Origin of the sequence: Arthrobacter sp. B2a2-09 (genome assembly GCF_027587375.1) — a bacterium.
Classification (GTDB): domain Bacteria; phylum Actinomycetota; class Actinomycetes; order Actinomycetales; family Micrococcaceae; genus Arthrobacter.
In genome coordinates this window covers 1-25,364 of sequence record NZ_JAMXIC010000021.1, presented here as the reverse complement: position 1 = coordinate 25,364, position 25,364 = coordinate 1, and the positions used below count along the sequence as shown (strand labels likewise).

Here is a 25,364-nt window from a genome sequence, read left to right as displayed (position 1 = left end):
ATGAATTCCCAGCCCAAGCCCCTCTCCGTGGTCCTCGCCGGCGGCGGGACCGCCGGACACATCAGCCCGTTGCTCGCCATTGCCGATGCCATCAAGTCGCTGAGGCCAGATGCCAGGATCCTTGCCGTCGGCACTCCCAATGGCATGGAGACGCGTCTCGTTCCGGCTGCCGGCTACGAGTTGGCCACCATCGATCGGGTTCCATTTCCCCGGAAGCCTTCCGCGGACCTGCTCAAACTGCCCGGCAGGCTCGCGGCTGCCGTCAAACAGGCCGGACGCATCCTGGACGACGCGCAGGCCGACGTCCTCCTCGGCGTCGGCGGCTATGTCTGCACTCCGATGTACCTCGCGGCTTGGCGTCGTAGGATCCCCATCGTCATCCACGAGGCAAACACCCGCGCCGGGCTTGCCAACCGCGTAGGAGCCATGTTCACCAAGCGTGTGGGGGTGGCCTTCCCCGAGACCCGGCTACGGCACGCCCGCCACGTCGGGATGCCCATGCGCAAAGCCATCGCCGGATTGGACCGTGCGGCTTGGCGCGCGGATGCCAGGCAGTCCCTGGGCCTGGACGCTGGACAACCCGCACTCATCGTCACGGGCGGTTCTTCCGGCGCCCAGAGCATCAACCGCACCATTGCCGGTGCTGTCGCCGCTTTGGCCGAAGCCGGTATCCAGACACTGCACATCACCGGCCGCGGCAAGGCAGTAACGAACGACGACGGCGCCCCCCTGGCTGCCGACGGCTATCACCAGGTGGAATACGTGGATGGCATGGAAAATGTCTACGCGGCAGCAGACGTTCTCCTTGCCCGCTCAGGGGCTGCAACGGTCAGTGAGGTGGCCGCCGTCGGGCTCCCTGCGGTATTCGTTCCGCTGCCCATCGGAAACGGCGAGCAGGCGATGAATGCCTCCGCCTTGGTCAAGGCCGGGGCAGCGCTTTTGGTCGACGACCGGGCATTGACCACGGAATGGCTCAAAGCCGAGTTGATTCCTCTGCTCACGGATCAAGCCCGCCTTGAGGACATGGCCAGCAAGGCAAAGGGACTTGGCATCAGAAATGCTGATCAGCGGATGGCTGATCTCGTCTTGGAAGCGGTAACCGAATGACCCAGCCCCTCGCACACATCGGTTCCCTCGGCCGGGTCCACTTCATCGGCATCGGCGGTGTGGGCATGTCCGCCGTCGCACGCATCATGGTGGCCCGGGGCGTTCCGGTGAGCGGTTCGGACGCCAAAGACCTGCCCGTCATGCAGGACCTCCAGTCCGCCGGGGCACGGATCGCAGTTGGCTACGCCGCAGAAAATCTTCGTGACGCGCAGACCGTCGTCGCGGGTTCGGCCATCAGGGCTGACAATCCGGAGCTGGAAGCGGCCCGTGCGGCCGGACTTCCGGTGCTCCACCGCTCAGAGGCCCTCGCGGCAACCATGGGCACAGACCGTGTGGTGACAGTGGCCGGCACCCACGGGAAGTCCACCACCACCTCTATGGTGGCTGTGTTGCTCAAGGAAGCGGGCCTGGATCCGTCGTTCGCCATCGGCGCCAACGTACCCGCCCTCGGTGTCAACGCAGCGCACGGCACCTCGGATATCTTCGTTGCCGAAGCCGATGAATCAGACGGTTCTTTCCTGAACTACCGGCCCCTCATCGCCGTCGTCACCAACGTCGAGGCCGACCACCTGGACTATTACGGCACGCCGGAGGCTGTCTATGCCTCCTTCGACAGTTTCGCGGCACTCCTGCCCGCCAACGGTGTGCTTCTTGCGTGCGCGGACGACGACGGCGCCCGGGCCCTCGCGGAACGGACCCGCGCAGCGGGCAATACCCGGGTGCTGAACTACGGAACCGCAGAGGGCGCCGATATCCGCCTGCACGATGGGGGACCTGGCGATGTCTGGGTGTCTATCGACGGACAGAGGTACCGGCTTGACCTCCAAGTACCAGGGCGGCATAACGCCTTGAATGCGGCCGCCGCGTTCGGCGTCGCAGTCGAGCTCGGCGTGGCGCCCCGGGCTGCCGCGGCTGCCCTCGGCCATTTCACTGGAGCATCGCGGCGATTCGAGTTCAAGGGGCAGGGGAGGGGGGTGCGTGTCTATGACGACTACGCCCACCACCCCACGGAGGTCCGGGCCGCCTTGTCCGCGGCCCGTTCCGTGGCGGGCGGTAACAAGGTGCATGTGCTCTTCCAGCCGCACCTATTTTCGCGCACCCGGGAATTCGCGGAAGAGTTTGCCGAGGCGCTTGGCGAAGCGGATACCGCCCTCGTGCTGGACATCTACCCTGCCCGCGAGGATCCCATTCCCGGGGTGACGAGCACCTTGATCACGGGACGCCTCAAGAGCGGCAGGCTCGTGGCCGGCGGGCAGGAAGCCCTGGACGCGGTTCTCTCTGCGGCCGGCGAGGGCGACATCGTCCTGACCGTCGGAGCCGGCGATGTGACGGCCTATGGGCCCCGGATCGTGGAGCTGTTGGGTGGCTGATACCAGGAAGCCCACTTTCAAGCCGCGGGCGGGCACCCGGCCGGGAGTCGTCAGTGCCGAACGCGGCCTCGACGATCCCGTCGAGGGCCCTTCGGAAGCCGTTAGCGGCAAGGACAGCAATGTGCTGGCCTTCCCGGAGCCCAAAGGACGCAAGCGGCGGCGGACGGTGCTCACGGTGTTGGCCATCGTCGTCGCCCTGGTCGCTGGAATTATCGTTGCGGCGATCTACTCGCCGGTGTTCGCTGTGCGCACAGTGACGGTCGATGGCACCAAGTTACTCCAAGCGGGGAGCGTCCAGAAGGCCCTCGAACCGGTGAAGGGGAAACCCCTTCCACAAATCAACGACGCCGAAATTGCCGCGCTGCTCAAACCCCTCGTCCAGGTGCGTTCCGTCAGTACCGAAGCCCGCCCGCCGTCGGAACTTTTGGTCCACATTGTGGAGCGGGTACCCGTGGCGCTGGTCAAGAGCGGTGACAACTATTCACTGGTTGACGTCGATGGTGTCCAGCTTGGATCAACCGCCGATCCCGCATCGGTTCCTTTGCCCCTCATCGATGGGCAAGGGACCAACCAGAATCTCTTCAAGGCGATCACGGCCGTCCTTGCGACGCTGCCGGCGGATGTTCTGGCGAAGATGGCCAGCGCGTCGGCCACCTCGCCGGACGCGGTCGAGCTCAAGCTCACGGACGGCAAGATTGTTGTGTGGGGGAATGCGGACGAGAAGGAGCTGAAGGCGCGCGTCCTAGAGGCGTTGCTTAAGGCCCCGGCAAATCCAAAAGTTCCGGTGAACGTCTACGATGTCAGCGCACCGAGGCACCCGTTTACCAAATAGACCATTTCAGGAAGTAACTTCGGTGACGTACGGGGCTATTTTTCGGACTTTCACACGACACGCGGAGGCGGTCATTGAATGTCGGATTCATAGCCCATACCGTCACTTAAGAGTTACTTGACATAACTATAACCTTCAACTAGAGGGTTAAGGTCCAAGGATTCAAGTTGGACTCGATCTGTTTCGCTATAGGACACAAGCAAGGGGCACGAAACGTGGCAGCACCGCAGAATTACTTGGCCGTCATCAAGGTCGTCGGCATCGGCGGCGGTGGCGTGAATGCAGTTAACCGAATGATCGAAGTCGGCCTTCGCGGCGTCGAGTTCATCGCCATCAACACTGATGCCCAGGCTCTCCTCATGAGCGACGCGGACGTCAAGCTTGACGTCGGACGCGAGCTCACACGCGGTCTGGGAGCCGGCGCAAACCCCGACGTCGGACGCCAGGCCGCCGAGGATCACGCCGATGAGATCGAAGAGGTTATCCGCGGAGCAGACATGGTCTTCGTCACCGCAGGCGAAGGCGGCGGCACCGGAACCGGCGGCGCCCCCGTCGTGGCCCGGATCGCACGCTCGCTCGGTGCCCTGACCATCGGCGTCGTCACGCGGCCCTTCACCTTCGAAGGCCGCCGGCGCGCCGGTTCGGCCGAGGCGGGCATCGACGCCCTGCGCGACGAAGTCGATACCCTCATCGTCATCCCCAACGACCGTCTCCTCTCCATCAGCGACCGTAACGTCTCCGTCCTGGACGCTTTCCGTTCCGCTGACCAAGTCCTCCTGTCCGGTGTCCAGGGCATCACGGACCTCATTACCACCCCTGGCCTGATCAACCTTGACTTCGCCGACGTCAAGTCGGTCATGCAGGGTGCGGGCTCCGCACTGATGGGCATCGGCTCGGCACGCGGGGAGGACCGCGCTGTCAAGGCCGCTGAGCTTGCCATTGCTTCGCCGCTGCTGGAAGCGTCGATCGATGGTGCCCACGGTGTCCTGCTCTCCATCCAGGGCGGCTCGGACCTGGGGCTGTTCGAAATCAACGAAGCCGCCCGGCTCGTGCAGGAAGTGGCCCACCCCGAGGCCAACATCATCTTCGGTGCCGTCATTGACGACGCCCTGGGTGACGAAGCGCGTGTCACGGTCATCGCCGCTGGTTTTGACGACGTCAAGGCCACATCACCGTCGATGAACCAGTCTGCTTCCCAGCAGCCTGGTCAGCACCAGGCCCCCGCAGCCCCGGACCGTCCCGCAGCGCCCTCAGCTGCCCCGGCCTATTCCGCGCCGCAGCACGTTTCCGCTGGCGTCGGCGCTTCCGGCTTGAGCAACTGGGGCCAGCAGCGTCCGTCGGCTTTGCCGGCTGACTCCGGCTTCGACGTCGACCTTCCGGCCGTCGTCGAACCGGACCTTTCGGGAAGCCGCACCGACGACCTCGATGTTCCGGACTTCCTGAAGTAGCCGGTCAGTTCAAACCCACCCCAGGAGAGTTAGCCAGTAGTGTTTTGGTGGCGAAAAGAAGTGCGACCGGGAATCTCGGTCGCCTTCTCCGATGACGATGCGGGCAACCTTGCACTGCACGTGGCGGACAATCCTGACGATGTCTTGGCGCGCCGGGCCCGGCTGGAAACAGCGGCGGGGCTCGGCGAACGGCATTTCCAATACATGGACCAGGTCCACGGAAAAGCCGTCGAGTTCATCGCCGCGCACGGTGACGGACCAACGGCCGATGCCATGGTGTCCAGGGGACAGCCGCTTGCGGTCATGGTGGCCGACTGTGTCCCCATCGTGTTGTTGGGCGAAATGCAAAACGAAATGGACCCGGTCCTTGCGGTGGTCCATGCCGGCCGGCCTGGGGTTGCAGCGGACATCGTTTCGGCCGCGGTCGACGAAATGCGAAACCGCGGTGCCTCGACCATCAGCGCATGGGTTGGCCCTTCCATCTGCGGTGAATGCTACGAAGTTCCTGAACAGTTGCGGACGGACGTAGCTGCCGCCGTCCCGGAAACCTGGTCCACAACCTCATGGGGTACGCCCGCACTGGATTTGCCCGCCGGTGTGCGCGCCCAGCTGAAAGCACTCGACGTCACGGTGGAGTATTCGGGGGAGTGCACGCGGGAGACCGCTCGGCTCTACTCGTACAGGCGCAATCAGCAAACAGGCCGCTTTGCGGGTTTGGTGTGGACGCATGAGTGAGACTTTTCCAACAGCGGGAAGCGCCGCGGCCGATCCGCGAACCGCCGAACTGCGCGAACGGCTCGCCGCGGTCCGCCAGCGGATTTCGGCGGCAACCGTGGCGGCCGGGCGAAGCGAAGAGCCGCAACTGATAGTCGTCAGCAAGTTCCATCCCGCGGCGGATGTCGCTCGGCTGGCGGCACTTGGCGTGACGGACGTCGGTGAAAACCGCGACCAGGAAGCGGCCGCGAAGTCTGCCGAGCTCGCCGGGCTTCCGGTGCGTTGGCACTTCATCGGTCAACTGCAAAGCAACAAGGCCAAGTCCGTGGCGAAGTACGCGTTTTCCGTGCAATCGATCGACCGTCCGCAACTCGCCGAGTCCTTGGCCAAGGCTGTTGCGCGGCAACAGTCCGAGTCCGGCAGGCCGGACCTTGACTGCTACATCCAGGTCAGTCTTGAGGACGACGCCGGCGCCCACCGCGGCGGCGCCGCTCCGTCCGACGTCGAGCGCCTCGCCGAATCCATCGCTACCGCCTCCGGGCTGCGCCTGGCCGGCGTAATGGCCGTCGCGCCGCTCGGAGCGCCCCCGGAGGAATCGTTCGAGAAACTCGCCGCCATTTCAAAGGATCTGCGCGGACTGCATCCGGACGCTGCGGGGATATCAGCGGGTATGAGCCAGGACCTCGAAGCTGCCGTTCAATTTGGTGCGACACACCTGCGAATTGGCTCGGATATTCTCGGTTCGCGTCCGCGGGTGGGGTAGCGTCAAAGTATTGGAAGCGACGGGCCGGGATTTCAGCTATGTCAAGTCATGGGCGGCCCGCCTACTGCAGACACGATAGGAGTCCAGCATGGCTGGCGCACTGCGCAAGACAATGGTTTATCTTGGGCTCGCCGATGGCGATGAACACTACGAGTCTGAGCAGCACGTGCAGCACACGGACGAGGACAGGTCTGTCGACCACAATCGTGAAGAGCGCCGCGCCCCTGCACCTGTACGTGAAGTAGTTCGTGAAGTCCCCCCTGTCGCCGAAGAGGAATACCGCGCACCCGTGACACCTATCAAGCGTGCGGCATCTAGCCGCGAAGACGCCTCCGGATTGAGGCAGATCACCACCGTCCATCCCCGTTCCTACAACGACGCCAAGATCATCGGCGAGAGTTTCCGGGACGGCATCCCCGTGATCATGAACGTCACGGACATGGGCGAGGGAGATGCCAAGCGCCTCGTCGATTTTTCCGCCGGTTTGGTCTTCGGCCTCCATGGCAGCATAGAGCGCGTCACCAGCAAGGTTTTCCTGTTGTCGCCGTCGTACGTCGAAGTCCTTGGCGACGACAAGAAGGTCAGCGAAGCACAAGCAACGTTCTTCAACCAGAGCTAGCACCGTCAACACCGATGCCAGGCAGAGCGATCTGCCTGGCATCTGTGTTGCAATAGAGGGACTGACCGAGATAAGTGGCGAACTAGGAGATCTGAGCTAACCCGTGGGCATAGTTTTCGGCCTTTTGTACATTGCATTGCTGCTGTTCCTGGTCACCCTCATCATCAGGCTCGTTTATGATCTGGTGCAGATGTTCGCGCGCCAGTGGCGCCCACGTGGCGCTGCCCTGGTGGCCGCGCACGTGGTCTATTCTGTGACTGATCCGCCCTTGAGACGGATTCGCCGGCTGATTCCACCCCTGCAGCTTGGTGGGGTGTCCCTTGACCTGGCATTTCTGATCGTGTTTATTGTCGTCAGCATCGCGATGGGATTCGTCTACACGCTGGCGTAGCTTTTCCGCAGGCCATTTGCCGTCGATCTGTTTTCTTCGGCCCGTGGGCTGCAATCCTTCGACCCAACACGATGGTGTTGAATTGGGGGAATCAGATGATATTTAGGTACCGTAGTTTTGAACGGCCGGAAGGCCTACTGACTAACTAGACCAACGAGGTGACCAGATGGCTTTGACGCCAGAAGACGTTGTCAACAAGCGCTTTCAGCCGACCAAGTTCCGCGAAGGCTACGACCAGGACGAGGTCGACGACTTTCTCGACGAAATCGTCGTCGAGCTGAGGCGTTTGAACCAGGAGAACGACGAGCTGCGCAAGAAGCTCGGCGAAGGCGGAAACCCGGTTCCTGCCAGCGCAGCATCCACACCCGTGGTCGAGAAGGTGCCCGCACCGGCGAAGGCCGACAAGGACGCACAGGCCAAGGCAGAAGCCGAAGCGAAGGCAGCCGCCGAGGCTGAGAAGAAGAAGGAGCCGGCCGTTACCGCTGCTCCTGCCGCCTCCGCGCCGTCGGTGGGCTCTCCTTCCGCCGAGTCCGCAGCCGGCCTGCTGGCCATGGCGCAGCAAATGCACGACAAGCACGTGTCTGATGGTGAGCAGCAGAAGGAAAAGATCATTGCCGAGGCACAGATCGAAGCCTCCAGCCTTGTCAATGACGCGCAGGACAAGTCCCGCAAGATCCTCGGTGCCCTCGAGCAGCAGCGCAGCGTTCTCGAACGCAAGGTGGAGCAGCTCCGCGGCTTCGAGCGCGACTACCGCTCCCGCCTGAAGGCCTACATCGAAGGCCAGCTGCGTGACCTGGACGCCCGCGGCTCAGTTGCGGCTCCTGAGGTCGGCGAAGCCGCCGCAGAGGTCTAGCAAGTATTCTGAAAGCCGGTGGCTGGGGATTCCTCGGCCACCGGCTTTCGCCTGTTAAGGCGCCAGAAGCCACGGTTACCGAATGAAAGTACTATGAGCGACGAACAAACTGACGGCACAGCACAAAGCAACGGCAGCCCGGAGCCCGTCCGCACCAAGGTCCACGTGTGGCGTCCCGCACTGCTTTGGGTCTTTGCGGGCTTCGCTGTGTTCGCGTACGCCTTCGATCAATTGACCAAACTCTGGGTCACCAGCACCATGGTGGAAGGCGAGCGGATCCCCGTCCTTCCTCCGCTCCTGCATTGGTACTACATCCGGAACTCCGGCGCTGCGTTCTCCATCGGTGAAAACGTCACATGGGTCTTCACCATCGTCATGGCGGCCGTTTCAGTGGTGATTCTGTTCCAGGTGCGTCGATTGGGCTCGGCCTGGTGGTCGCTAGCCCTCGGCTTGCTGCTGGGTGGCGCACTCGGAAACCTCACGGACCGCCTTTTCCGCGAGCCTTCCTTTGCCATGGGCCATGTGGTGGACTTCATCCAGTTGCCCAACTTCGCTATTTTCAATATCGCAGACTCGGCGGTTGTTTCCGGCGTCGTGATCATTTGCCTGCTGACCTTGCGGGGGATCGGCTTGGACGGTTCCCGCCAGCACTCCGCCGGTTCCGCGCAGGCCAAGGCCGGCACACCGGAGGACGAGGATCCAGGCGATGTCTGAGCAATTCGTGGTGCCCGAAGAACTGGGCGGGTCCAGGGCCGACGCAGGCTTGGCGAAACTGATGGATATCTCCCGCTCCGCGGCCGCTTTGCTGATCGCCGAGGGCAACGTCACCGTCTCCGCAGGCACGGTGGGCAAATCGGCGAAGCTCGTCGCCGGGTCCGTGCTGGAAGTCACCGTTCCCGAACGCCGGGATCCCTTGGAAGTCGTGGAGGAAGTCGTGGAAGGCCTGAATATCCTGTTGGACGATGACGACTTTGTTGTCATCGACAAGCCCGTTGGGGTGGCGGCGCACCCGTCGCCGGGTTGGGTAGGCCCTACCGTGGTTGGTGGCCTCGCAGGTGCGGGATACCGGATCTCCACTTCCGGCGCGCCTGAGCGTGCCGGCATCGTCCACCGCCTCGACGTCGGAACGTCGGGCGTCATGATTGTGGCAAAGAGCGAACACGCTTACACGGTGCTCAAGCGGGCCTTCAAGGAACGCACGGTGGACAAGGTGTACCACGCAGTGGTCCAAGGCCTCCCGGATCCACTGGAGGGCACCATAGACGCGCCCATCGGGCGCCATCCCGGGCATGATTGGCGCTTTGCGGTGATCGAGGACGGCCGTCCCTCGGTGACGCACTACGAAGTCCTCGAGGCCTATGGCAAGGCGACCCTCGTGGAAATCCACCTTGAGACAGGCAGGACACACCAGATCCGGGTCCATTTCTCGGCCCTCAGGCATCCCTGCGCGGGCGATCTGACCTACGGAGCGGACCCGCGGTTGGCTGCCAACCTGGGGCTTACCCGGCAATGGCTGCACGCGCGGCGGCTTGGCTTCAGCCACCCCAGGACCGGCGAATGGGTGGAAGTCACCAGCCAGTACCCGGCGGACCTGCAGTACGCGCTTGAACTTCTTGAAAGCGGCAACGCGTAGCGGGATTCACGCTTCAAGCGATCCACACCAACTGCGCGAGCCCTGCCGGTAGACTGTCGTGGTGACTTCCAGCAATGACTCGTTCGTCCATCTGCACACCCACACCGAATACTCCATGCTGGATGGTGCGGCCCGTCTCACTGAGTTGTTCGATGAGACCGAGCGGCTGGGCATGCCTGCGCTGGCCACCACGGACCACGGATACCTGTTCGGTGCCTTCGATTTCTGGAAGAAGGCCACGGACAAAGGCATCAAGCCGATTATTGGCGTCGAAGCCTATGTCACGCCGGGCACGGCACGCGGCGACAAGGAACGCGTCCGTTGGGGCGAGGAGAGCCAGCGCAAGGATGACGTCTCCGGTGGTGGTTCCTACACCCATATGACGTTGCTGAGCTACAACAACGTGGGCATGCGCAATCTGTTCCGGGCATCCTCGATTGCTTCCCTCGACTCGGTGTTCGGCAAATGGCCCCGCCTGGACCGGGAATTGCTGAACACGTATTCCGAAGGCCTGATCGCTACCACCGGCTGCCCATCCGGCGAAGTTCAGACCCGTCTTCGGCTGGGGCAATACCGGGAGGCGCTGGCTGCGGCTTCTGAGTTCCGCGACATCTTCGGTGCGGAAAACTACTTCTGCGAACTCATGGACCATGGCCTGGACATCGAGCGGCGGGTCACTGGCGATCTGCTGCGTTTGGCCAAGGAGCTGAAGCTTCCGCTCGTGGCCACCAATGACCTCCACTACACGCATGAGCATGACGCGAAGGCCCATGAGGCCCTGTTGGCGATCCAGTCGGGCTCCACCCTGCTCGAACCCACCTATGACAACGGCGGCTCCCGATTCGCTTTCTCCGGCAGCGGCTACTACTTGAAGTCGCCGCAGGAGATGCGCGAGCTGTTCCGCGACCATCCTGAAGCATGCGACAACACTTTGCTGATCGCAGAGCGCTGCGAAGTGTCCTTCAATACGGGTGCCAACTACATGCCCCGGTTCCCCTGCCCTCCCGGCGAGGATGAGACCTCGTGGCTGGTCAAGGAAGTGGCCACGGGACTCGATTACCGCTACCCCCAGGGCGTCCCGGACAAGGTGCGCAAGCAAGCCGACTATGAGCTTGAGGTCATCACGTCGATGGGGTTCCCGGGCTACTTCCTGGTGGTGGCCGACTTCATCAACTGGGCCAAGAACAACGGGATCCGGGTTGGCCCGGGCCGTGGTTCCGGTGCGGGCTCCATGGTGGCGTATGCCATGCGCATCACCGACCTCGACCCGCTGGAACATGGACTGATTTTCGAGCGTTTCCTCAACCCGGACCGTGTGTCCATGCCCGACTTCGACGTCGACTTCGATGATCGTCGCCGCTCCGAGGTCATCGACTACGTCACCCGGAAGTACGGCGACGAGCGCGTGGCGATGATTGTCACCTACGGCACCATCAAGACCAAGCAGGCGCTCAAGGACTCCTCCCGAGTGCTCGGCAACCCGTTCAGCATGGGTGAGCAGCTCACCAAGGCCCTGCCGCCGGCCGTGATGGCCAAGGACATCCCGCTGGCGGACATCCAGAACCCCGAGGCCAAGCGCTATGGCGAGGCCGGAGACTTCCGCCAGCTGATCAGCACGGACCCAGAGGCCGCCAAGGTCTTCGAGACCGCGCTGGGCATCGAAGGACTGAAGCGGCAGTGGGGCGTGCATGCCGCCGGCGTCATCATGTCTTCGGACCCCATCATCGACGTCATTCCTGTGATGCGCCGCATCCAGGACGGCCAGGTGATCACGCAGTTCGATTACCCGACGTCCGAAGGCCTCGGGTTGATCAAGATGGACTTCCTCGGCCTGAGGAACCTGACGATCATTTCCGACGCCCTGGAAAACATCAAGATGAACCGAGACGTCGATCTCGATCTCGAGAACCTGGCCTTGGACGACGCGGCGTCGTACGATCTGCTGGCGCGCGGCGACACTTTGGGCGTGTTCCAGCTCGACGGCGGGCCCATGCGGTCGCTGCTCAAGCTCATGAAGCCTGACAACTTCGAAGACATCTCCGCCGTGTTGGCGCTGTACCGGCCGGGCCCGATGGGCGCCAACGCGCACACGGACTACGCGCTCCGCAAGAACAAGATCCAAGAGGTCATTCCCATCCACCCGGAGCTCGCGGAGCCGCTGCAGGACATCCTGGGCGGGACCTTTGGCCTGATCGTGTATCAGGAGCAGGTCATGGCCGTGGCCCAGAAGCTCGCCGGCTACTCGCTGGGTCAAGCCGATATCCTGCGCCGTGCCATGGGCAAGAAGAAGAAATCGGAACTGGACAAGCAGTTCGCCGGCTTCTCCCAGGGCATGCAGGACAACGGCTACTCCATGGCTGCCGTCAAGACCCTGTGGGACATCCTGCTCCCGTTCTCCGACTACGCCTTCAACAAGGCGCACTCCGCCGCCTACGGGGTCATCTCCTACTGGACTGCGTACCTAAAGGCCCACTACGCTCCCGAATACATGGCCGCCCTGCTCACTTCCGTGGGCGACGACAAGGACAAATCGGCCATCTACCTCAATGAATGCCGGCGCATGGGCATTACGGTCCTGCCGCCGGACGTCAACGAGTCAAGCCTCAACTTCACCCCTGTGGGAACGGACATCCGCTTCGGAATGGGGGCCATCCGCAACGTCGGCGTCAACGTGGTGGAAGCCATGGTGGCGGCCCGTGCGAGCGAGGGCGCCTACACCTCCTTCAAGGACTTCCTCATGAAGGTTCCGGCGGTCGTCTGCAACAAGCGCACCATCGAGTCCCTCATCAAGGCCGGCGCATTCGACTCCCTCGGCCATCACCGCCGTGCGTTGGCCATGGTCCACGAAGAAGCGATCGACTCCGTCATCACGCTCAAGCGCAATGAGGCGATCGGCCAGTTCGATCTCTTCGCCGGATTCGAGGACCAGGAGCCGCAGGCCTCCCTGAGCACGGAGATCCCGGACCTTCCGGAATGGGAGAAGAAGGACAAGCTCGCCTTCGAGCGGGACATGCTCGGACTCTACGTCTCGGACCACCCCCTGCAAGGGCTTGAGGGCGTCTTGAGCCAGCACGCCGAGCAGTCGATCACCTCGATCCTCGGAGAAGACGGACCGCACGACGGCGCCATCGTCACCATTGCGGGCATGATCACTTCGCTCAGCCGCAGGATCGCCAAAGCAAGCGGCAACGCATACGCACGGGCGGAGATCGAAGACCTGGGAGCTTCCATCGAGGTCATGTTCTTCGGCCAGGTCTACGGCCCCATCGCTTCGGTGCTCGCGGAGGACCTGATCGTGGTGGTCAAGGGCCGCTTGCAGCGGCGCGACGACGGCGCGGTCACCTTGAACTGCATGGAGCTCTCGGTTCCGGACTTGAGCGAAAGCACCAACGGCCCCCTCGTCATCACGATGCCCACCTACAAGGCAACCGAGGCCGTCGTCACTGATCTTCGCGATGTCCTGAACACCCACCGGGGAAACTCCGAGGTCAGGCTCCACTTGCAGGGTGACTCCAAGGTCGAGGTCATGGGCCTGCCTGTGCACTTGCGCGTGAATCCCACCCCGTCACTCTTCGGTGACCTCAAGGTACTTCTTGGCCCGACCTGCCTGGACAGCTGAACTAGATCTCCTGCCTTTAACTAGATCTCGTAGTCGAGCGGAACCGGCTGGCCGTAGGAGCCCGAGTGGTACAGAAGGGGAGTGTCATCCTCACCGACCAGCCCGTCGACAACCTCCACCACCACGATCGCGTTGTTTTCGAATGACAGGCGCATCTGGATCTTGCCGATTAACCAGCCGGCCACGTTCTTGAGGATGGGGACGTCGAAAGGCCCCGGTTCCCAGTGATCGCCCTCAAACCGTTCCTGGGTGCGGGCGAAGCGGTCTGCGAGGGCTTGGTTCTCGAGGCCGAGCATGTGCAGGCCGATATACGTCGAATTCGCCACCGCCGGCCAGGAACTGGAACTGCGGGACATGTTGAACGTGAAGCGTGGTGGCTCGGCAGACAGCGAAGCCACGGACGTCGCGGTGAACCCGAAAGGCTTGCCGTTGAGGTCGGCAGTGATGATGGCCACCCCGGCGGCATGCCGGCGGAACATTTGCTTGAATGTTCCTTCAAAAGCCGAATTGTCCGAAGCCACTTTGCTCGATCTCCTGCATGACCTATTGGTAATAACGCTGGTGTATTCAGCGTATTCCGCCGCTCCGCGGGTCGCTTGCTTGTTGAGCGTCCAGAAACGTTTGTTAATGTTTGTGTCATGACCAAGCCAACATCGAACCTTCTCGAATCCGGTCCCGCGAGGGACACAGGCCCGGAGACGGACACGGGCACGCGAGACCGCAAATGGTGGCTATGGCTCGCCGTGCCCGCAGCCTCGGGCATTGGGCTGGGCCTGGCATGGTGGCTGTTGGCTCCGGGCGGCCTTAACCTGATCTCCGGAAATCCTGCCCTCGCCGATCCCACTGCCTCTGCGGGGCGGCTTCCGAGGGACTTGGTCTTGGCCGGGCTCCTGCTGCTTTCCGGCTGCTTCACTGCCGTTCTGCTCGACAGCAAGGTCCGGAAGCCGGGGCAGGGCATCCGCACGTTCTTGGCCGTTCTAGGTGGCGCGGTAGGGGCCTTGGTGGCATGGCAGGTGGGCCTGCTGGCCGCGCAGTGGTGGGGTCCAGCCTCAAACGGAAGTGAAGGCTTCTCTTTGCGGGCGGCGACGGCACTCCTGCTGTGGCCGGGAACGACCGCCCTCGTGACATTCCTCCTGACTCTGTTCGGCTTGATGGGGAAGCAGCCGGAGGCACAGCCGCTCGCCCCGTAAAATGATCTGGTGACCACTTCTCCGGAGAACTCTGCCGACACAGCCGCCCAGTCCCTGGACTTCCGACGCATTGACTTGCGCGGACGGTCCCTGACCTTGGCCGAACTGCGAGCCGTGGTGCCCAGGGCGAAGCATCAGACCATGGCGGACGCCGAGCAAAAAGTCCTGGACATCATTGCCGCCGTCCGCTCCCGCGGCTTCGAAGCGCTTGGTGAGTTCGCGCTGGCGTTCGACGGCGTGGAACAGTCCCACCCTCGTGTGCCGGCCGCCGCCCTCGCTGACGCCCTTGAAAACCTGGACCCGTCAGTCCGTGCGGCCCTGGAGGAATCCATCAGCCGTGCCCGGCGCTTCGCGGACGGCCAGCGGCCCGCGAACGTCGATGTGGAACTGGGGGACGGCGCCGTCGTCAGCCAGAACTGGGTGCCGGTGGGCCGCGTGGGACTGTATGTTCCCGGCGGCCTGGCCGTCTACCCGTCCTCGGTGATCATGAACGTTGTTCCGGCGCTGGCTGCCGGGGTCGCGTCGATCGCATTGGCTTCGCCGCCCCAGAAGGACTTCGGAGGCTTGCCCCACCCCACCATCCTGGCCGCGGCCGCATTGCTGGGTATTGGCGAGGTCTATGCCATCGGGGGTGCCCAGGCGATTGTTTCCTTTGCCTACGGCATCCCGGGGGCTGGCGATGATCAGCCCATCGAGCCCGTGGACGTTGTGACTGGCCCCGGAAACATTTTCGTGGCCACCGCCAAGCGGCTTGTGAAAGGCGTCGTGGGGATCGACTCCGAGGCCGGCACCACCGAGATCGCCATCTTGGCTGATGCTTCGGCCCGCCCGGAGCTCGTGGCCGCGGACCTCATCAGCCAGGCCGAGCACGACCCCAAAGCGGCGTCTGTCCTGATCACCGATTCCGAGGAACTCGCCTCCGCTGTGCAGCGGGAACTCGCGGTGCAGGCAGGAACCACGAAGCACGGCGAACGGGTCAGCACTGCATTGTCGGGCCCGCAGTCAGGCGTGGTGCTGGTAGACGATCTTGAGCAGGGCATCGCAGTCTGCGATGCGTACGCGGCCGAGCACCTGGAAATCATGACGGCGGACGCAGCCGCGGTCGCCGCAAGGATCCGTAACGCGGGCGCGATCTTCGTGGGGGACTACAGCCCTGTCAGTCTCGGAGACTACTGTGCAGGCTCCAACCATGTCTTGCCCACGAGCGGCACCGCAGCCTTCTCTTCCGGCCTGAACGTGACAACATTCCTGCGCGCAGTCCAAGTGATCAACTACAACAAGGCTGCCTTGGAACAGGTCAGCAGACACATCGTGAGCCTCGCCGATGCCGAAGACCTTCCCGGCCACGGCGATGCTGTCAAGATTCGTTTCGCGGGAGCCTAAACCACTACATGTATGGGTAACAACCACTACATATAGTAATTACAGTCTTGTCATTAGGGCTCATGTAGCCGTAAACTGGTGCCGGAAGTCAAACTTCCGGCACCTTTTGCGTCCCCGGCGGACGCCGCGCGGACAGCGGGCCGGAACCGAACAGGGGAGGCCCAGCGTGTATTGTCCGTTCTGCCGAAACCCCGACTCACGCGTAGTGGACAGTCGAATGGCCGACGACGGCTCAGCCATCCGCCGTCGGCGCCAGTGCCCCGAATGCGGACGCCGTTTCACCACCGTGGAGACCACCAGCCTTTCCGTCATCAAACGTTCAGGCGTGGGAGAACCCTTCAGCCGGATCAAGATCATCAACGGCGTTCGCAAGGCCTGCCAAGGCCGTCCCGTGACTGAGGACGACCTCGCAATGCTGGCCCAGGAAGTCGAGGAAAATATCCGATCCTCCGGCGCGGCGGAAATCGACGCCCACGAGGTCGGCTTGGCCATCCTTGGACCACTCCAGAAACTGGACGAGGTCGCCTACCTGCGTTTTGCCAGCGTTTACCAGGCCTTCGAATCGCTTGAGGACTTCGAATCGGCCATTTCGCTACTCCGCCATGAGGCCGAGACCGCAGCGGCGGAGAATGCAGCGAAGGTCGCCAAGGGCAAGAGCTCGGAGAAGAGCCCAATCTAGCTCCGGTGGTGGTAGCGGAGGGGAAGCCGCAGCCACCACCGGCACCACCTCTACTTGGCCAGTTTGTGGTGGAGGGCGACGTCCAGCGCGGCCCCCACGATTCCGGCGTCGTTCTTCAGTTCCGCCGTGACGATGCGCGTCCGCAGATCCAGGTGCGGGAAGTACTCATCCGAACGCTTCGAAATACCGCCACCGATGATGAAGAGCTCGGGCGAGAACAGGAACTCGACGTGGGAAAGATAGCGCTGCAGCAGCACGCTGTATTCTTCCCAGCTCAAGCCGTCGCGTTCACGTGCGACGGCGGATGCCTTCGTTTCGGCGTCGTGGCCGTCCACCTCGAGGTGGCCGAGCTCGGCGTTGGGCACCAGGTGCCCGTTGAAGATGAAGGCCGAGCCGATGCCTGTGCCGAGTGTGATGACGAGTACCGTGCCGTCGACGCCTTCGCCTGCGCCGTAGCGGGCTTCAGCGAGGCCGGCTGCGTCGGCGTCGTTGATGACCTCGACGGGACGGTCCAGGCGCTTGGTGAGCAGCGAATCAATGTCGGTGTCGAGCCAGGACTTGTCCACGTTGGCGGCAGAACGGACCACGCCGTGCTGGATGATTCCGGGGAAGGTGACTCCCACGGGCGAACCCTTGGCCGGGGCGTCCTCGCGGGCCGACAATTCGTCGACGATCTGCGCGATCACTTCGGCGACAGCTTCGGGGGTGGCGGGCTGCGGCGTGGGAATCCGGAGACGTTCCCCGAGCAGTTTGCCCTTCTTGAGATCGACGATGCCGCCCTTGATGCCGGTGCCACCGACGTCAATGCCGATCAGCGGGCCGTTCTTGTGGGTCTTCTCATCCTTCTTGGTCAATGCGTTTCCGTTCATGGCAGGAGGGGTGGGCATGTCGCAGCACGAACGGCTGCAGGTGACCTTCCGGAAAGCTTAAGGAAGAGTCAGGATTTCGGCGCCGGTCTCGGTGACCAACAGGGTGTGTTCAAATTGGGCGGTCCGCTTGTGGTCGCGGGTGATTACGGTCCAATCATCGGGCCACATGTCCCACTCGATCGTTCCGAGGGTCAGCATGGGTTCAATCGTGAAGACCATGCCGGCTTCGATCACGGTGTTGTAAGCCGGCGCGGCGTCGTAATGGGGGATGATCAGGCCCGTGTGGAAGGCCTCGCCGACGCCGTGGCCGGTGAAGTCGCGGACCACGCCGTAGCTGAAGCGTTTCGCGTAGGACTGGATGGCCCGGCCGATGACATTGATTTCGCGGCCCGGCGCTACCGCCTTGATGGCCCGGTTGAGCGACTCCTGGGTACGTTCGACGAGCAGCCGCGATTCTTCGTCTACGTCTCCCACCAAGAAGGTGTAGTTGGTGTCACCATGGACGCCGTTGATGTAGGCCGTGATGTCGATGTTCAGGATGTCGCCGTCTTGCACCACAGTGCTGTCCGGAATGCCGTGGCAGATGACCTCGTTGAGCGAGGAGCACAGGGACTTGGGGAAGCCTCGGTAGCCAAGCGTTGACGGGTAGGCGTGGTGGTCCAGGACGAACTCGTGGCCAATCCGGTCCAACTGGTCCGTAGTGACGCCCGGCTCGATGTGCTTGCCGACCTCGACGATAGCCTGGGCCGCAATTTTGCTGGCGACGCGGATCTTCTCGATGGTTTCCGCCGATTTGACTTCTGAACCGGTGAACTTCGCCGGTCCTGGCTTGCCAACATACTCCGGGCGCCGGATTGACGCCGGTACAGGTAGCTGTGGGCTGACGGTTCCACGGGTGAGCGTGCCGATGGGTGCGGTCAGAGCGGGAGAAGGCATAGATTGATCATATAAGGGACGCACGAGACGCAAGTAACTAAGTAGCTACATATCGCCCCGCACGAAGGGCAACCGGCCCCGCCGAGGTTACGGCGGGATTCGCAAAGGAGAGACCGTGGCGGAGTTCTGGTACAACGTTCAGACACACCAAATCGAAGAGGACGCGTTGTCCGACTGGACCCAGCTGATCGGTCCCTACAAGACCCGCGAGGAAGCCGAGCACGCCCTCGAAAAGGTCAAGGCCCGCAACGAAGCCTGGGACAAGGACGACGAGGACTGACTCTGCGTTCTCCTAGAACGAGTGTTCCGGGCCAGGGAACTGGCCGGACCTGACGTCGTCGGCGTACGCCCTCGCTGCTTCGCTCAGTGTGGTGCGCAGATCCGCATATTGCTTGACGAACTTGGCCATCTTGCCGCCGCGCAGTCCGGCCATGTCCTGCCACACCAGGACCTGTCCCGTGGTCGCGTTGCCGGCGCCGATTCCGATAGTGGGCACCTCAATAGCGGCGTCGACGGCGGCTGCGGTTTCCGCAGGAACCATCTCCATGAGCACGCAGAACGCTCCGGCATTTGCGAGGGCGATTGCGTCTTCGACCAGGCGGGCGGCGTCATCGCCCCGGCCCTGGACACGGTAGCCGCCCAGCGAGTGTTCGCTCTGGGGCGTGAAGCCGATGTGCGCCATGACGGGAATGCCTGCCTGGACCATGGCCCGCACAGTTCCCGCATAGAACGCTCCGCCTTCGATCTTGACGCCGTGTGCCAGGCCTTCTTTCAGGAAGCGAACGCCTGTTGCCACAGCCTGCTCCGGCGACACTTCATAGCTGCCAAAGGGAAGATCGGCCACTACCAAGGCACGTTTGGCGGATCGGGCCACGGCACGGCACAAGGGGAGGAGTTCGTCGACGGTCACTGGGAGGCTGGTTTCGTTCCCGAAGACGTTGTTGGAGGCCGAATCGCCGATCAGCAGGACCTCGATGCCGGCCTGGTCGAAAATCTCAGCCGTGTATTGCTCGTAGGCAGTCAACATCGCAAAGCGCTCACCCTTGGCCTTGGCCTGTTGAAGGTGGTGGGTGCGGATCCTGGCGGCGGGCTTCGGCGTTGAAGCATCCGCTGAGGCCCCGGAACCTGCAGCGGCAGGTCCGGTTCCGTAGGGCGCGGGAAGTTCGACGGGCATGCTGGAATCGGAACTGTTGCTTGGGGCCATGAATAGAGCGTATGCGGTACCAGCCGTCCTAGCCACCGGTGCATGAGGAGCCTCACATTTGTAAACGCTGTGTTACGCGAACTGGGCGTGCAGCCATTCCGGGCCAATGCTTAGTAGAGTGAATGCTGAGTTGTCGTCGGCTTCGAACCCCGAACCCGCGGCATGGACGTTGACCCGGAAATGAGGCCTCATGGACCGCCAGCAAGAGTTCGTTCTGCGAACTATCGAAGAGCGTGACGTGCGCTTCGTACGCTTGTGGTTTACCGACGTCGTCGGTTCGCTGAAATCGGTGGCACTTGCACCGGCGGAAGTGGAAGGCGCCTTCGAAGAAGGCCTGGGTTTCGACGGCTCGGCTATCGAGGGCCTCGCCAGGGTGTTCGAGTCCGACATGCTGGCCCAGCCCGACCCCTCCACGTTCCAGATCCTGCCGTGGCGCGGTGAAACCGAGCAGACCTCGAGGATGTTCTGCGACATCCTGACCCCCGACGGCGAGCCGTCGGCCGCCGACCCCCGGAACGTGCTCAAGCGCACCCTCGCCAAGGCCGCGGACATGGGCTTCACTTGCTACACGCATCCCGAGATCGAGTTCTACCTCCTCAAGTCCCAGGATCTCGACGCCAACGGCGTTCCTGTTCCCGTTGACGAGGGCGGCTACTTCGACCACGTGCCCGGTGGCGTGGCACAGGACTTCCGCCGCACGGCCGTCACCATGCTTGAATCCGTGGGCATCTCCGTCGAGTTCAGCCACCACGAGGGCGGACCCGGCCAGAACGAGATCGATCTCCGCTACGCGGACGCCCTCCAGACGGCGGACAACATCATGACCTTCCGCACGGTCATCAAGGAAGTGGCCCTGCAGCAGGGCACGTACGCCACGTTCATGCCCAAGCCGTTCACCGACCACCCGGGTTCAGGGATGCACACGCACTTCTCGCTGTTCGAGGGTGACACGAATGCCTTCTACGAAGCCGGCGCCGAATTCCAGCTGTCCAAGACGGCACGCCAGTTCATTGCCGGTATCCTGCGCCACGCTCCGGAATTCACCGCCGTCACCAACCAGTTCGTGAATTCCTACAAGCGTCTCTGGGGCGGCGGCGAAGCGCCGAGCTACCTGAGTTGGGGCCACAACAACCGCTCGGCCCTGGTTCGCGTGCCGCTCTACAAGCCGGGCAAGGGCCAGTCCGCACGGATCGAATATCGCGGGATTGACTCCGCCACCAACCCTTACCTGGCCTACGCCGTGTTGCTCGGGGCCGGGCTCAAGGGGATCGAGGAAGGCTACGAACTTCCGGCAGCGGCGGAAGATGACGTTTGGTCGCTGACCTCGGCCGAGCGCAAGGCGATGGGTCACACTCCGCTGCCGGCCAGCCTCCACGATGCCATCCGCGCCATGGAGGATTCGGAACTCGTAGCGGACATCCTCGGCGAACAGGTCTTTGACCACTTCCTGCGCAACAAGCGTGCGGAATGGCAGGACTACCGGCTCCAGGTCACGCCTTACGAGCTCAAGCGCAACCTCGGCATTCTCTAGGCTGTGAGTGTGAGCCTGGCCCGCCGGCTCATCTCGGCCGGTTTCAGCGATCTTGAGAAGGGTGAACGGTTCCTTGCCGCGCGTGAACTCGACGGCATCGACCAGGACACGATCTTTGCCGGCCTGCACCTGAGCGCGAACCCGGACACCGCGCTCCAGTCGCTCGTCCGTTTGATTGAGAAGCATCCCTCTCTCAGGCAGCTCGCGGGGGAGCACCCGGATCGCAGTGAGCCGCTGTACCGCTTGCTGGGGGCATCCGAGGCCTTGGGGGAGTTCCTGATCAGGCATCCGGAACACCTGGACGTCTTCGATGTCCGCGTCAGCCCGGAACCCTTGTCTGCCGACGCCGGCGAGCTGCGGATGAAGCTGCTCCGCTCGGTGAAGGCAGACCCCAACTCTCCTCGGCCCGTCGCCGCAATGACGGGCGCCAGAGCATACACCGCCCTCCGGACGGCGTACCGGCGTGGACTGACCGAACTGGCCATCAAGGACCTTTGCGCCGCCAGTCCGCAGGACTTCATGCCCGCCGTCGGCGCCGAACTGGCCGACCTCGCCGGTGCGGCGATAGAAGCTGCCCTGGCGGTTGCCAGGGCAGAAGCCGCGGCGACTTTCGACACCGCCGATATTGCCGGCGTCGGGCTGGCGGTCATCGGCATGGGCAAATGCGGTGCCCGGGAGCTCAACTACATTTCCGACGTCGACGTCATCTACGTGATCGAGGCGCCGGACCTGGAGGACGCAGAAGCTGCGACCATCGGTACAGCCCTGGCTGCCGGCATCTCCCGTGCCATTTCGTCCACGGGATCCGAACCCGGGCTGTGGGAGGTCGACGCGAACCTGCGGCCGGAGGGGAAATCCGGTCCCCTCGTCAGGACGCTGCCCTCGCACTTGAGCTACTATGCGAAGTGGGCTGAAAGCTGGGAGTTCCAGGCACTCCTCAAGGCCCGGACCATCGCAGGGGACAAGGATCTGGGCTCGCGCTACGAGCAAGCCGTCCAGCCGCTCGTGTGGGCTTCGGCCGGCCGGGAAGGCTTCGTGGAATCGGTGCAGGCGATGCGCCGCAGGGTGACGAACAACATTGCTCCGGCGGAAGAACAGCGCCAGATCAAACTGGGTCCGGGCGGGCTGCGCGATGTCGAGTTCACGGTGCAGCTCCTGCAACTCGTCCACGGAAAGTCTGATGAAACGCTCCGTTGCCGGGATACGACGTCGGCAATTTCCGCGCTGTCCGCGGGCGGCTACATTGGCCGGGTGGACGCCGCTGCCTTCGATGCCGCCTACCGCTATCTGCGGGTTCTTGAGCACCGCATCCAGTTGTTCCAGATGCGTCGAACCCACCTCATGCCTACGAGCCAGGAATCCTTGCGTTTCCTCGCGAAGGCCGTCTTGGGGCCCTTTTCCACGGGCAGGCCGCATCCGGACGCCCTGATCGAAACCTGGCAGAAGACCAAACGCTCCGTTCGCGAACTACACGATCGGATCTTCTACCGGCCGCTGCTCAACACGGCAGCGAAGTTGAGCACCGAAGACGCCCGGCTCACTCCTGAAGCCGCCCAAGGCCGGCTTGCAGCACTCGGTTACCGTGACCCGCAAGGCGCCATGCGCCACATCGAGGCCCTCACTGCGGGGGTCAGCCGCCGCGCCGCCTTGCAGCGGCAACTGCTTCCCATCCTTCTCGGCTGGCTCGCCGAAGGTGTAGATCCCGACGCCGGACTGCTCGCCTTCCGCCGCGTCAGCGAAGCCCTCGGAACCACCCATTGGTATCTCGGGATGCTCCGGGACTCCCAAGCTGCAGCCGAGCGGCTGTGCCATGTGCTCTCCAACTCGCGGTTGATCGCCGATCTCCTGGAGGTTTCCCCGGAATCCGTTGCGTGGCTTGGTGCCGACAAGGAACTCATGCCGATTGGCTTCGAGGCCCAGTGGCAGGAAATCCAGTCCAAGATGTCACGCCATGCCGATCCGGAGAACGCGATGCGGCTCATCCGGCTCATCAGGCGCCGGGAAATCCTCCGGATCGCCATCGCGGACAGTTCCGGCCTCCTGGAACAGGACGCAGTGGGCACGGCATTGGCCGATGCCGACCGGGCTGCGGTTCTGGGCGCCCTTCACGTCGCCGAGGCCATCGTGGCTTCCGATGGGCCCCTCAAAACACAGGTGCTGGTGGTTGCCATGGGCAGGCAAGGCGGACGCGAGATTGGCTACGGCTCGGACGCCGACGTCATGTACGTCCATCGTTCCCTTCCTGGCGCGACTGAATCCGAAGCCCAGCAACAAGCCCTTGCCATCGTGGGGCACATTTCCACTTTGCTGACCCAACCCCTCAAACCGGCCATCCTGGCGGAACGGGTCCTCACCGTTGACGCCGATCTTCGCCCCGAGGGGAAGAACGGAGCCATGGTCCGTTCCCTCGAGTCATACGCGGAGTATTACCGGCGGTGGTCCCTCATCTGGGAAGCCCAGGCGCTGTTGCGGGCACAACCAATGGCCGGCAACGACGAATTGGCCGCGGAATTCCTCTGGCTCATCAACCCGATCCGCTACCCGGAATCGCTCGACGAGACAGATGTGCGGGAGATCCGACGCGTCAAGGCACGTGTTGAGTCAGAACGGCTCCCGAGAGGCGCCGATCCGGCCAGGCACGTGAAGCTCGGCAGGGGCGGACTCAGCGACGTCGAATGGCTGGTGCAACTGCTGCAGCTCCAACACGCAGGACGGCATCCGCAACTCCGGACCACTTCCACCCTGCGTGCCCTCGACGCGATTGAGTCGTTGGGCCTGATCGACAAGGGTGACATCGTGTTGCTTCGCGAAGCCTGGCGGCTCGCGAGCCGTATCCGCTCGGCGAATGTGATCTGCACCGGGCGTGCCTCCGATCTCCTGCCTGCCTCCCGACGGGATTTGGAGGCCGTTGCCAGGTGGTGTGGTTACGCTCCCGGGCAAGCCGCGGTGTTCGAAGAAGACTACCTGCGCCTGAGCCGGCGGACCCGGGCCGTGTTTGAGAAGGACTTCTACGGCCAATGAGCTCCAGCTCGTGCCGCCCCGCGGAGTGCGGAGACGGCTAAGCTCGAAGGATGCTGGAAACCGTGTGGCTCATTCCCTTGAAGGACCTCGACGACGATGCCCGCGCCATCAAGCTCGGCGACGTCGCGGCTATGGAATTGGCCGCGGGGCAGGAAGACTTCGTCGGAGACCCGTTCAAGATGATGCTCATGGGCCTCGAAGACGAAAGCCGCCTGCCGTACGTGATCGAAGCCGCCGGTGCCGCCGTCGGAGTCTTCACCTTGCAGGCTGGTGCCGCGACCTTGGCTGGATGGCCCGACGACGATTCCGCTTGGCTCTTGCGTGGGTTCCTGATCGACCAGACGCGCCAGGGGATGGGCCTGGGCTCCCTGTCGGCTGCCGCTGCTGCGCGGGAAGCGCAGAAGCTGACAGCGAGGCTGGGTGGTGGGCAGGCCGGCGTCGTGCTCTCCGTTAACGAACGCAATCCCGCCGCAAAGGCTGCGTACGCAAACGCGGGCTTTGCCGAGACGGGCAGGTACCTGGGTGGTTCCGCCGGTCCGCAATGGATCATGTACCGGGGTTTCGGCGACTAGGCGGTACTGGCGACTAAGCGGTAATTAGGACTCGACGAGCGTCAGGATTGTTTCCGGGCGTACGCCGTCGAATTTCATCGCTTCAGCCGCAACTTCGGACTCCATCATCCGCTGGAACGTTTCCATGTCCGGGACTTCGACGATCAGTCCGACGCGGTTGGTTTTTGCCGGGTCAGAGAACGTTCGAACCGTTATGCCCATGGGTCCGAAGATTTCTTCCCGTTTCGGTGAGCTGAGCCAGTGCTCAACGTCGTCGACCTCATGGAAGATCACCAAGGTTGTCATCTTATGCCTCCGCTTTCAGAAGTTGCGCCAGGAGCCGGAAGGGATGAGGACTCTCTTAAGCATCCTGATCACGCTGAACGTACCACGGCGTCCACCGCGGCGACAGGCCCGGCGGACCGGCAGAACTGAGCACAAACACCTGGTCCGGTCGGCAATGCGGAAATGCGCCATTGTTTCGGCGCCGCGGCGCTCGCCACCGACGCTCGCTCACTTATGTGGGTGTTTGGCCGGACGCTCGCTCACTTATGTGGGTGTTTGGCCGGACGCTCCCTCATCGTCAAGCTGGTTGTGAGTCATTCATTACCTGTTGATTGAAGGAGCCGGCGATGGCCGTTGATAACAAGG

The 25,364-nt window shown here is 63.2% G+C and carries 24 protein-coding genes; 19 read left to right on the top strand and 5 right to left on the bottom strand.

The features are described 5' to 3' along the window. The 12 genes from murG (at position 1) to dnaE (ending at position 13,349) form a co-directional block, all read left to right on the top strand. Positions 1 to 1,107 carry an undecaprenyldiphospho-muramoylpentapeptide beta-N-acetylglucosaminyltransferase gene (gene murG / locus NFJ07_RS19085; RefSeq protein WP_269996799.1) on the top strand — a complete coding sequence of 369 codons (1,107 nt, stop codon included), beginning with the start codon at positions 1 to 3 and terminating at the stop codon, positions 1,105 to 1,107. Then, positions 1,104 to 2,477: a UDP-N-acetylmuramate--L-alanine ligase gene (gene murC / locus NFJ07_RS19080; protein ID WP_269996797.1), complete on the top strand. Its 1,374-nt coding sequence runs from the start codon at positions 1,104 to 1,106 to the stop codon at positions 2,475 to 2,477. The genes murG and murC overlap by 4 nt, the downstream gene beginning before the upstream one ends. Next, positions 2,470 to 3,309 (top strand): cell division protein FtsQ/DivIB, encoded by an 840-nt coding sequence (locus tag NFJ07_RS19075; protein ID WP_269996795.1) that lies wholly within the window; start codon positions 2,470 to 2,472, stop codon positions 3,307 to 3,309. The genes murC and NFJ07_RS19075 overlap by 8 nt, the downstream gene beginning before the upstream one ends. 215 nt (positions 3,310 to 3,524) lie before the next feature. Next, complete coding sequence (ftsZ, locus tag NFJ07_RS19070; RefSeq protein ID WP_269996793.1) at positions 3,525 to 4,757, top strand: cell division protein FtsZ; 1,233 nt, start codon at positions 3,525 to 3,527, stop codon at positions 4,755 to 4,757. A gap of 39 nt (positions 4,758 to 4,796) precedes the next feature. After that, positions 4,797 to 5,492, top strand: a complete 696-nt coding sequence (locus tag NFJ07_RS19065; protein WP_269996791.1) for a polyphenol oxidase family protein — start codon at positions 4,797 to 4,799, stop codon at positions 5,490 to 5,492. Beyond that, entirely contained in the window at positions 5,485 to 6,234 is a 750-nt protein-coding gene (locus tag NFJ07_RS19060; protein WP_269996789.1) for a YggS family pyridoxal phosphate-dependent enzyme, read from the top strand. The genes NFJ07_RS19065 and NFJ07_RS19060 overlap by 8 nt, the downstream gene beginning before the upstream one ends. An 88-nt stretch (positions 6,235 to 6,322) precedes the next feature. Next, positions 6,323 to 6,853: a cell division protein SepF gene (locus NFJ07_RS19055; RefSeq protein WP_078105563.1), complete on the top strand. Its 531-nt coding sequence runs from the start codon at positions 6,323 to 6,325 to the stop codon at positions 6,851 to 6,853. A gap of 103 nt (positions 6,854 to 6,956) precedes the next feature. After that, on the top strand, positions 6,957 to 7,244 hold the full coding sequence (locus tag NFJ07_RS19050; RefSeq protein WP_269996787.1) for a YggT family protein: 288 nt from the start codon (positions 6,957 to 6,959) through the stop codon (positions 7,242 to 7,244). A gap of 166 nt (positions 7,245 to 7,410) precedes the next feature. Continuing rightward, positions 7,411 to 8,097 carry a DivIVA domain-containing protein gene (locus NFJ07_RS19045; RefSeq protein ID WP_269996785.1) on the top strand — a complete coding sequence of 229 codons (687 nt, stop codon included), beginning with the start codon at positions 7,411 to 7,413 and terminating at the stop codon, positions 8,095 to 8,097. Between the two features lie 93 nt (positions 8,098 to 8,190). Then, entirely contained in the window at positions 8,191 to 8,811 is a 621-nt protein-coding gene (gene lspA, locus NFJ07_RS19040; protein ID WP_269996783.1) for a signal peptidase II, read from the top strand. After that, the gene (locus NFJ07_RS19035; protein WP_269996781.1) at positions 8,804 to 9,730 is read left to right on the top strand and encodes an RluA family pseudouridine synthase; all 927 of its coding nucleotides are present in this window, start codon (positions 8,804 to 8,806) and stop codon (positions 9,728 to 9,730) included. The genes lspA and NFJ07_RS19035 overlap by 8 nt, the downstream gene beginning before the upstream one ends. A 61-nt stretch (positions 9,731 to 9,791) precedes the next feature. Continuing rightward, entirely contained in the window at positions 9,792 to 13,349 is a 3,558-nt protein-coding gene (gene dnaE, locus NFJ07_RS19030; protein WP_269996779.1) for a DNA polymerase III subunit alpha, read from the top strand. A gap of 20 nt (positions 13,350 to 13,369) precedes the next feature. Here dnaE and NFJ07_RS19025 read toward each other — a convergent pair whose 3' ends face one another. Further along, a complete protein-coding gene (locus tag NFJ07_RS19025) occupies positions 13,370 to 13,828 on the bottom strand; it encodes a flavin reductase family protein (RefSeq protein WP_113990687.1) in 459 nt (152 codons plus the stop codon). A gap of 159 nt (positions 13,829 to 13,987) precedes the next feature. On the opposite strand from NFJ07_RS19025, the gene NFJ07_RS19020 reads away from it, so the two are divergent. The 3 genes from NFJ07_RS19020 to nrdR all read left to right on the top strand — a co-directional run bounded on the left by NFJ07_RS19020 (position 13,988) and on the right by nrdR (position 16,601). After that, positions 13,988 to 14,539, top strand: coding sequence for a hypothetical protein (locus NFJ07_RS19020; protein ID WP_269996776.1), 552 nt, complete (start codon positions 13,988 to 13,990; stop codon positions 14,537 to 14,539). Positions 14,540 to 14,548: 9 nt separating this feature from the next. Then, positions 14,549 to 15,922, top strand: coding sequence for a histidinol dehydrogenase (gene hisD / locus NFJ07_RS19015; RefSeq protein ID WP_269996774.1), 1,374 nt, complete (start codon positions 14,549 to 14,551; stop codon positions 15,920 to 15,922). A gap of 166 nt (positions 15,923 to 16,088) precedes the next feature. Then, entirely contained in the window at positions 16,089 to 16,601 is a 513-nt protein-coding gene (gene nrdR, locus NFJ07_RS19010) for a transcriptional regulator NrdR (protein ID WP_269996772.1), read from the top strand. 50 nt (positions 16,602 to 16,651) lie between these two features. On the opposite strand, the gene ppgK is transcribed toward nrdR, so the two are convergent. Both ppgK and map read right to left on the bottom strand, forming a co-directional pair. Then, complete coding sequence (gene ppgK / locus NFJ07_RS19005) at positions 16,652 to 17,455, bottom strand: polyphosphate--glucose phosphotransferase (RefSeq protein WP_269996910.1); 804 nt, start codon at positions 17,453 to 17,455, stop codon at positions 16,652 to 16,654. A gap of 72 nt (positions 17,456 to 17,527) precedes the next feature. Further along, positions 17,528 to 18,406, bottom strand: coding sequence for a type I methionyl aminopeptidase (gene map / locus NFJ07_RS19000; protein ID WP_269996770.1), 879 nt, complete (start codon positions 18,404 to 18,406; stop codon positions 17,528 to 17,530). Positions 18,407 to 18,521: 115 nt separating this feature from the next. On the opposite strand from map, the gene NFJ07_RS18995 reads away from it, so the two are divergent. Further along, positions 18,522 to 18,686 carry an SPOR domain-containing protein gene (locus NFJ07_RS18995; protein ID WP_184739025.1) on the top strand — a complete coding sequence of 55 codons (165 nt, stop codon included), beginning with the start codon at positions 18,522 to 18,524 and terminating at the stop codon, positions 18,684 to 18,686. Positions 18,687 to 18,698: 12 nt separating this feature from the next. Here the strand turns inward: NFJ07_RS18995 and panB are convergent, their stop codons facing one another. Next, positions 18,699 to 19,610, bottom strand: a complete 912-nt coding sequence (gene panB / locus NFJ07_RS18990; RefSeq protein WP_269996766.1) for a 3-methyl-2-oxobutanoate hydroxymethyltransferase — start codon at positions 19,608 to 19,610, stop codon at positions 18,699 to 18,701. Between the two features lie 190 nt (positions 19,611 to 19,800). Between panB and NFJ07_RS18985 the strand changes: the two genes are divergently transcribed. Genes NFJ07_RS18985 through NFJ07_RS18975 form a run of 3 tightly spaced genes read left to right on the top strand, consistent with a single transcriptional unit; the run spans position 19,801 to position 24,734 of the window. Beyond that, positions 19,801 to 21,141: a glutamine synthetase family protein gene (locus NFJ07_RS18985; RefSeq protein ID WP_269996764.1), complete on the top strand. Its 1,341-nt coding sequence runs from the start codon at positions 19,801 to 19,803 to the stop codon at positions 21,139 to 21,141. A gap of 9 nt (positions 21,142 to 21,150) precedes the next feature. After that, positions 21,151 to 24,162 carry a bifunctional [glutamine synthetase] adenylyltransferase/[glutamine synthetase]-adenylyl-L-tyrosine phosphorylase gene (locus NFJ07_RS18980; RefSeq protein ID WP_269996762.1) on the top strand — a complete coding sequence of 1,004 codons (3,012 nt, stop codon included), beginning with the start codon at positions 21,151 to 21,153 and terminating at the stop codon, positions 24,160 to 24,162. A 50-nt stretch (positions 24,163 to 24,212) separates the two neighbouring features. Then, a complete protein-coding gene (locus NFJ07_RS18975) occupies positions 24,213 to 24,734 on the top strand; it encodes a GNAT family N-acetyltransferase (protein ID WP_269996760.1) in 522 nt (173 codons plus the stop codon). A gap of 24 nt (positions 24,735 to 24,758) precedes the next feature. Here the strand turns inward: NFJ07_RS18975 and NFJ07_RS18970 are convergent, their stop codons facing one another. Next, on the bottom strand, positions 24,759 to 25,019 hold the full coding sequence (locus NFJ07_RS18970; RefSeq protein WP_269996758.1) for a hypothetical protein: 261 nt from the start codon (positions 25,017 to 25,019) through the stop codon (positions 24,759 to 24,761). Positions 25,020 to 25,364: the final 345 nt, after the last annotated feature.

Coding starts and splice junctions, on each gene's coding strand:
- murC (WP_269996797.1), top strand. CDS start 1,104: ATGACCCAGCCCCTCGCACACATCGGTTCCCTCGGCCGGGTCCACTTC.
- NFJ07_RS19045 (WP_269996785.1), top strand. CDS start 7,411: ATGGCTTTGACGCCAGAAGACGTTGTCAACAAGCGCTTTCAGCCGACC.
- NFJ07_RS19055 (WP_078105563.1), top strand. CDS start 6,323: ATGGCTGGCGCACTGCGCAAGACAATGGTTTATCTTGGGCTCGCCGAT.
- NFJ07_RS18970 (WP_269996758.1), bottom strand. CDS start 25,019: ATGACAACCTTGGTGATCTTCCATGAGGTCGACGACGTTGAGCACTGG.
- NFJ07_RS19035 (WP_269996781.1), top strand. CDS start 8,804: ATGTCTGAGCAATTCGTGGTGCCCGAAGAACTGGGCGGGTCCAGGGCC.
- NFJ07_RS19060 (WP_269996789.1), top strand. CDS start 5,485: ATGAGTGAGACTTTTCCAACAGCGGGAAGCGCCGCGGCCGATCCGCGA.
- NFJ07_RS18975 (WP_269996760.1), top strand. CDS start 24,213: ATGCTGGAAACCGTGTGGCTCATTCCCTTGAAGGACCTCGACGACGAT.
- map (WP_269996770.1), bottom strand. CDS start 18,406: ATGCCTTCTCCCGCTCTGACCGCACCCATCGGCACGCTCACCCGTGGA.
- lspA (WP_269996783.1), top strand. CDS start 8,191: ATGAGCGACGAACAAACTGACGGCACAGCACAAAGCAACGGCAGCCCG.
- NFJ07_RS18985 (WP_269996764.1), top strand. CDS start 19,801: ATGGACCGCCAGCAAGAGTTCGTTCTGCGAACTATCGAAGAGCGTGAC.
- NFJ07_RS19020 (WP_269996776.1), top strand. CDS start 13,988: ATGACCAAGCCAACATCGAACCTTCTCGAATCCGGTCCCGCGAGGGAC.
- panB (WP_269996766.1), bottom strand. CDS start 19,610: ATGGCCCCAAGCAACAGTTCCGATTCCAGCATGCCCGTCGAACTTCCC.
- NFJ07_RS19025 (WP_113990687.1), bottom strand. CDS start 13,828: ATGTTCCGCCGGCATGCCGCCGGGGTGGCCATCATCACTGCCGACCTC.
- murG (WP_269996799.1), top strand. CDS start 1: ATGAATTCCCAGCCCAAGCCCCTCTCCGTGGTCCTCGCCGGCGGCGGG.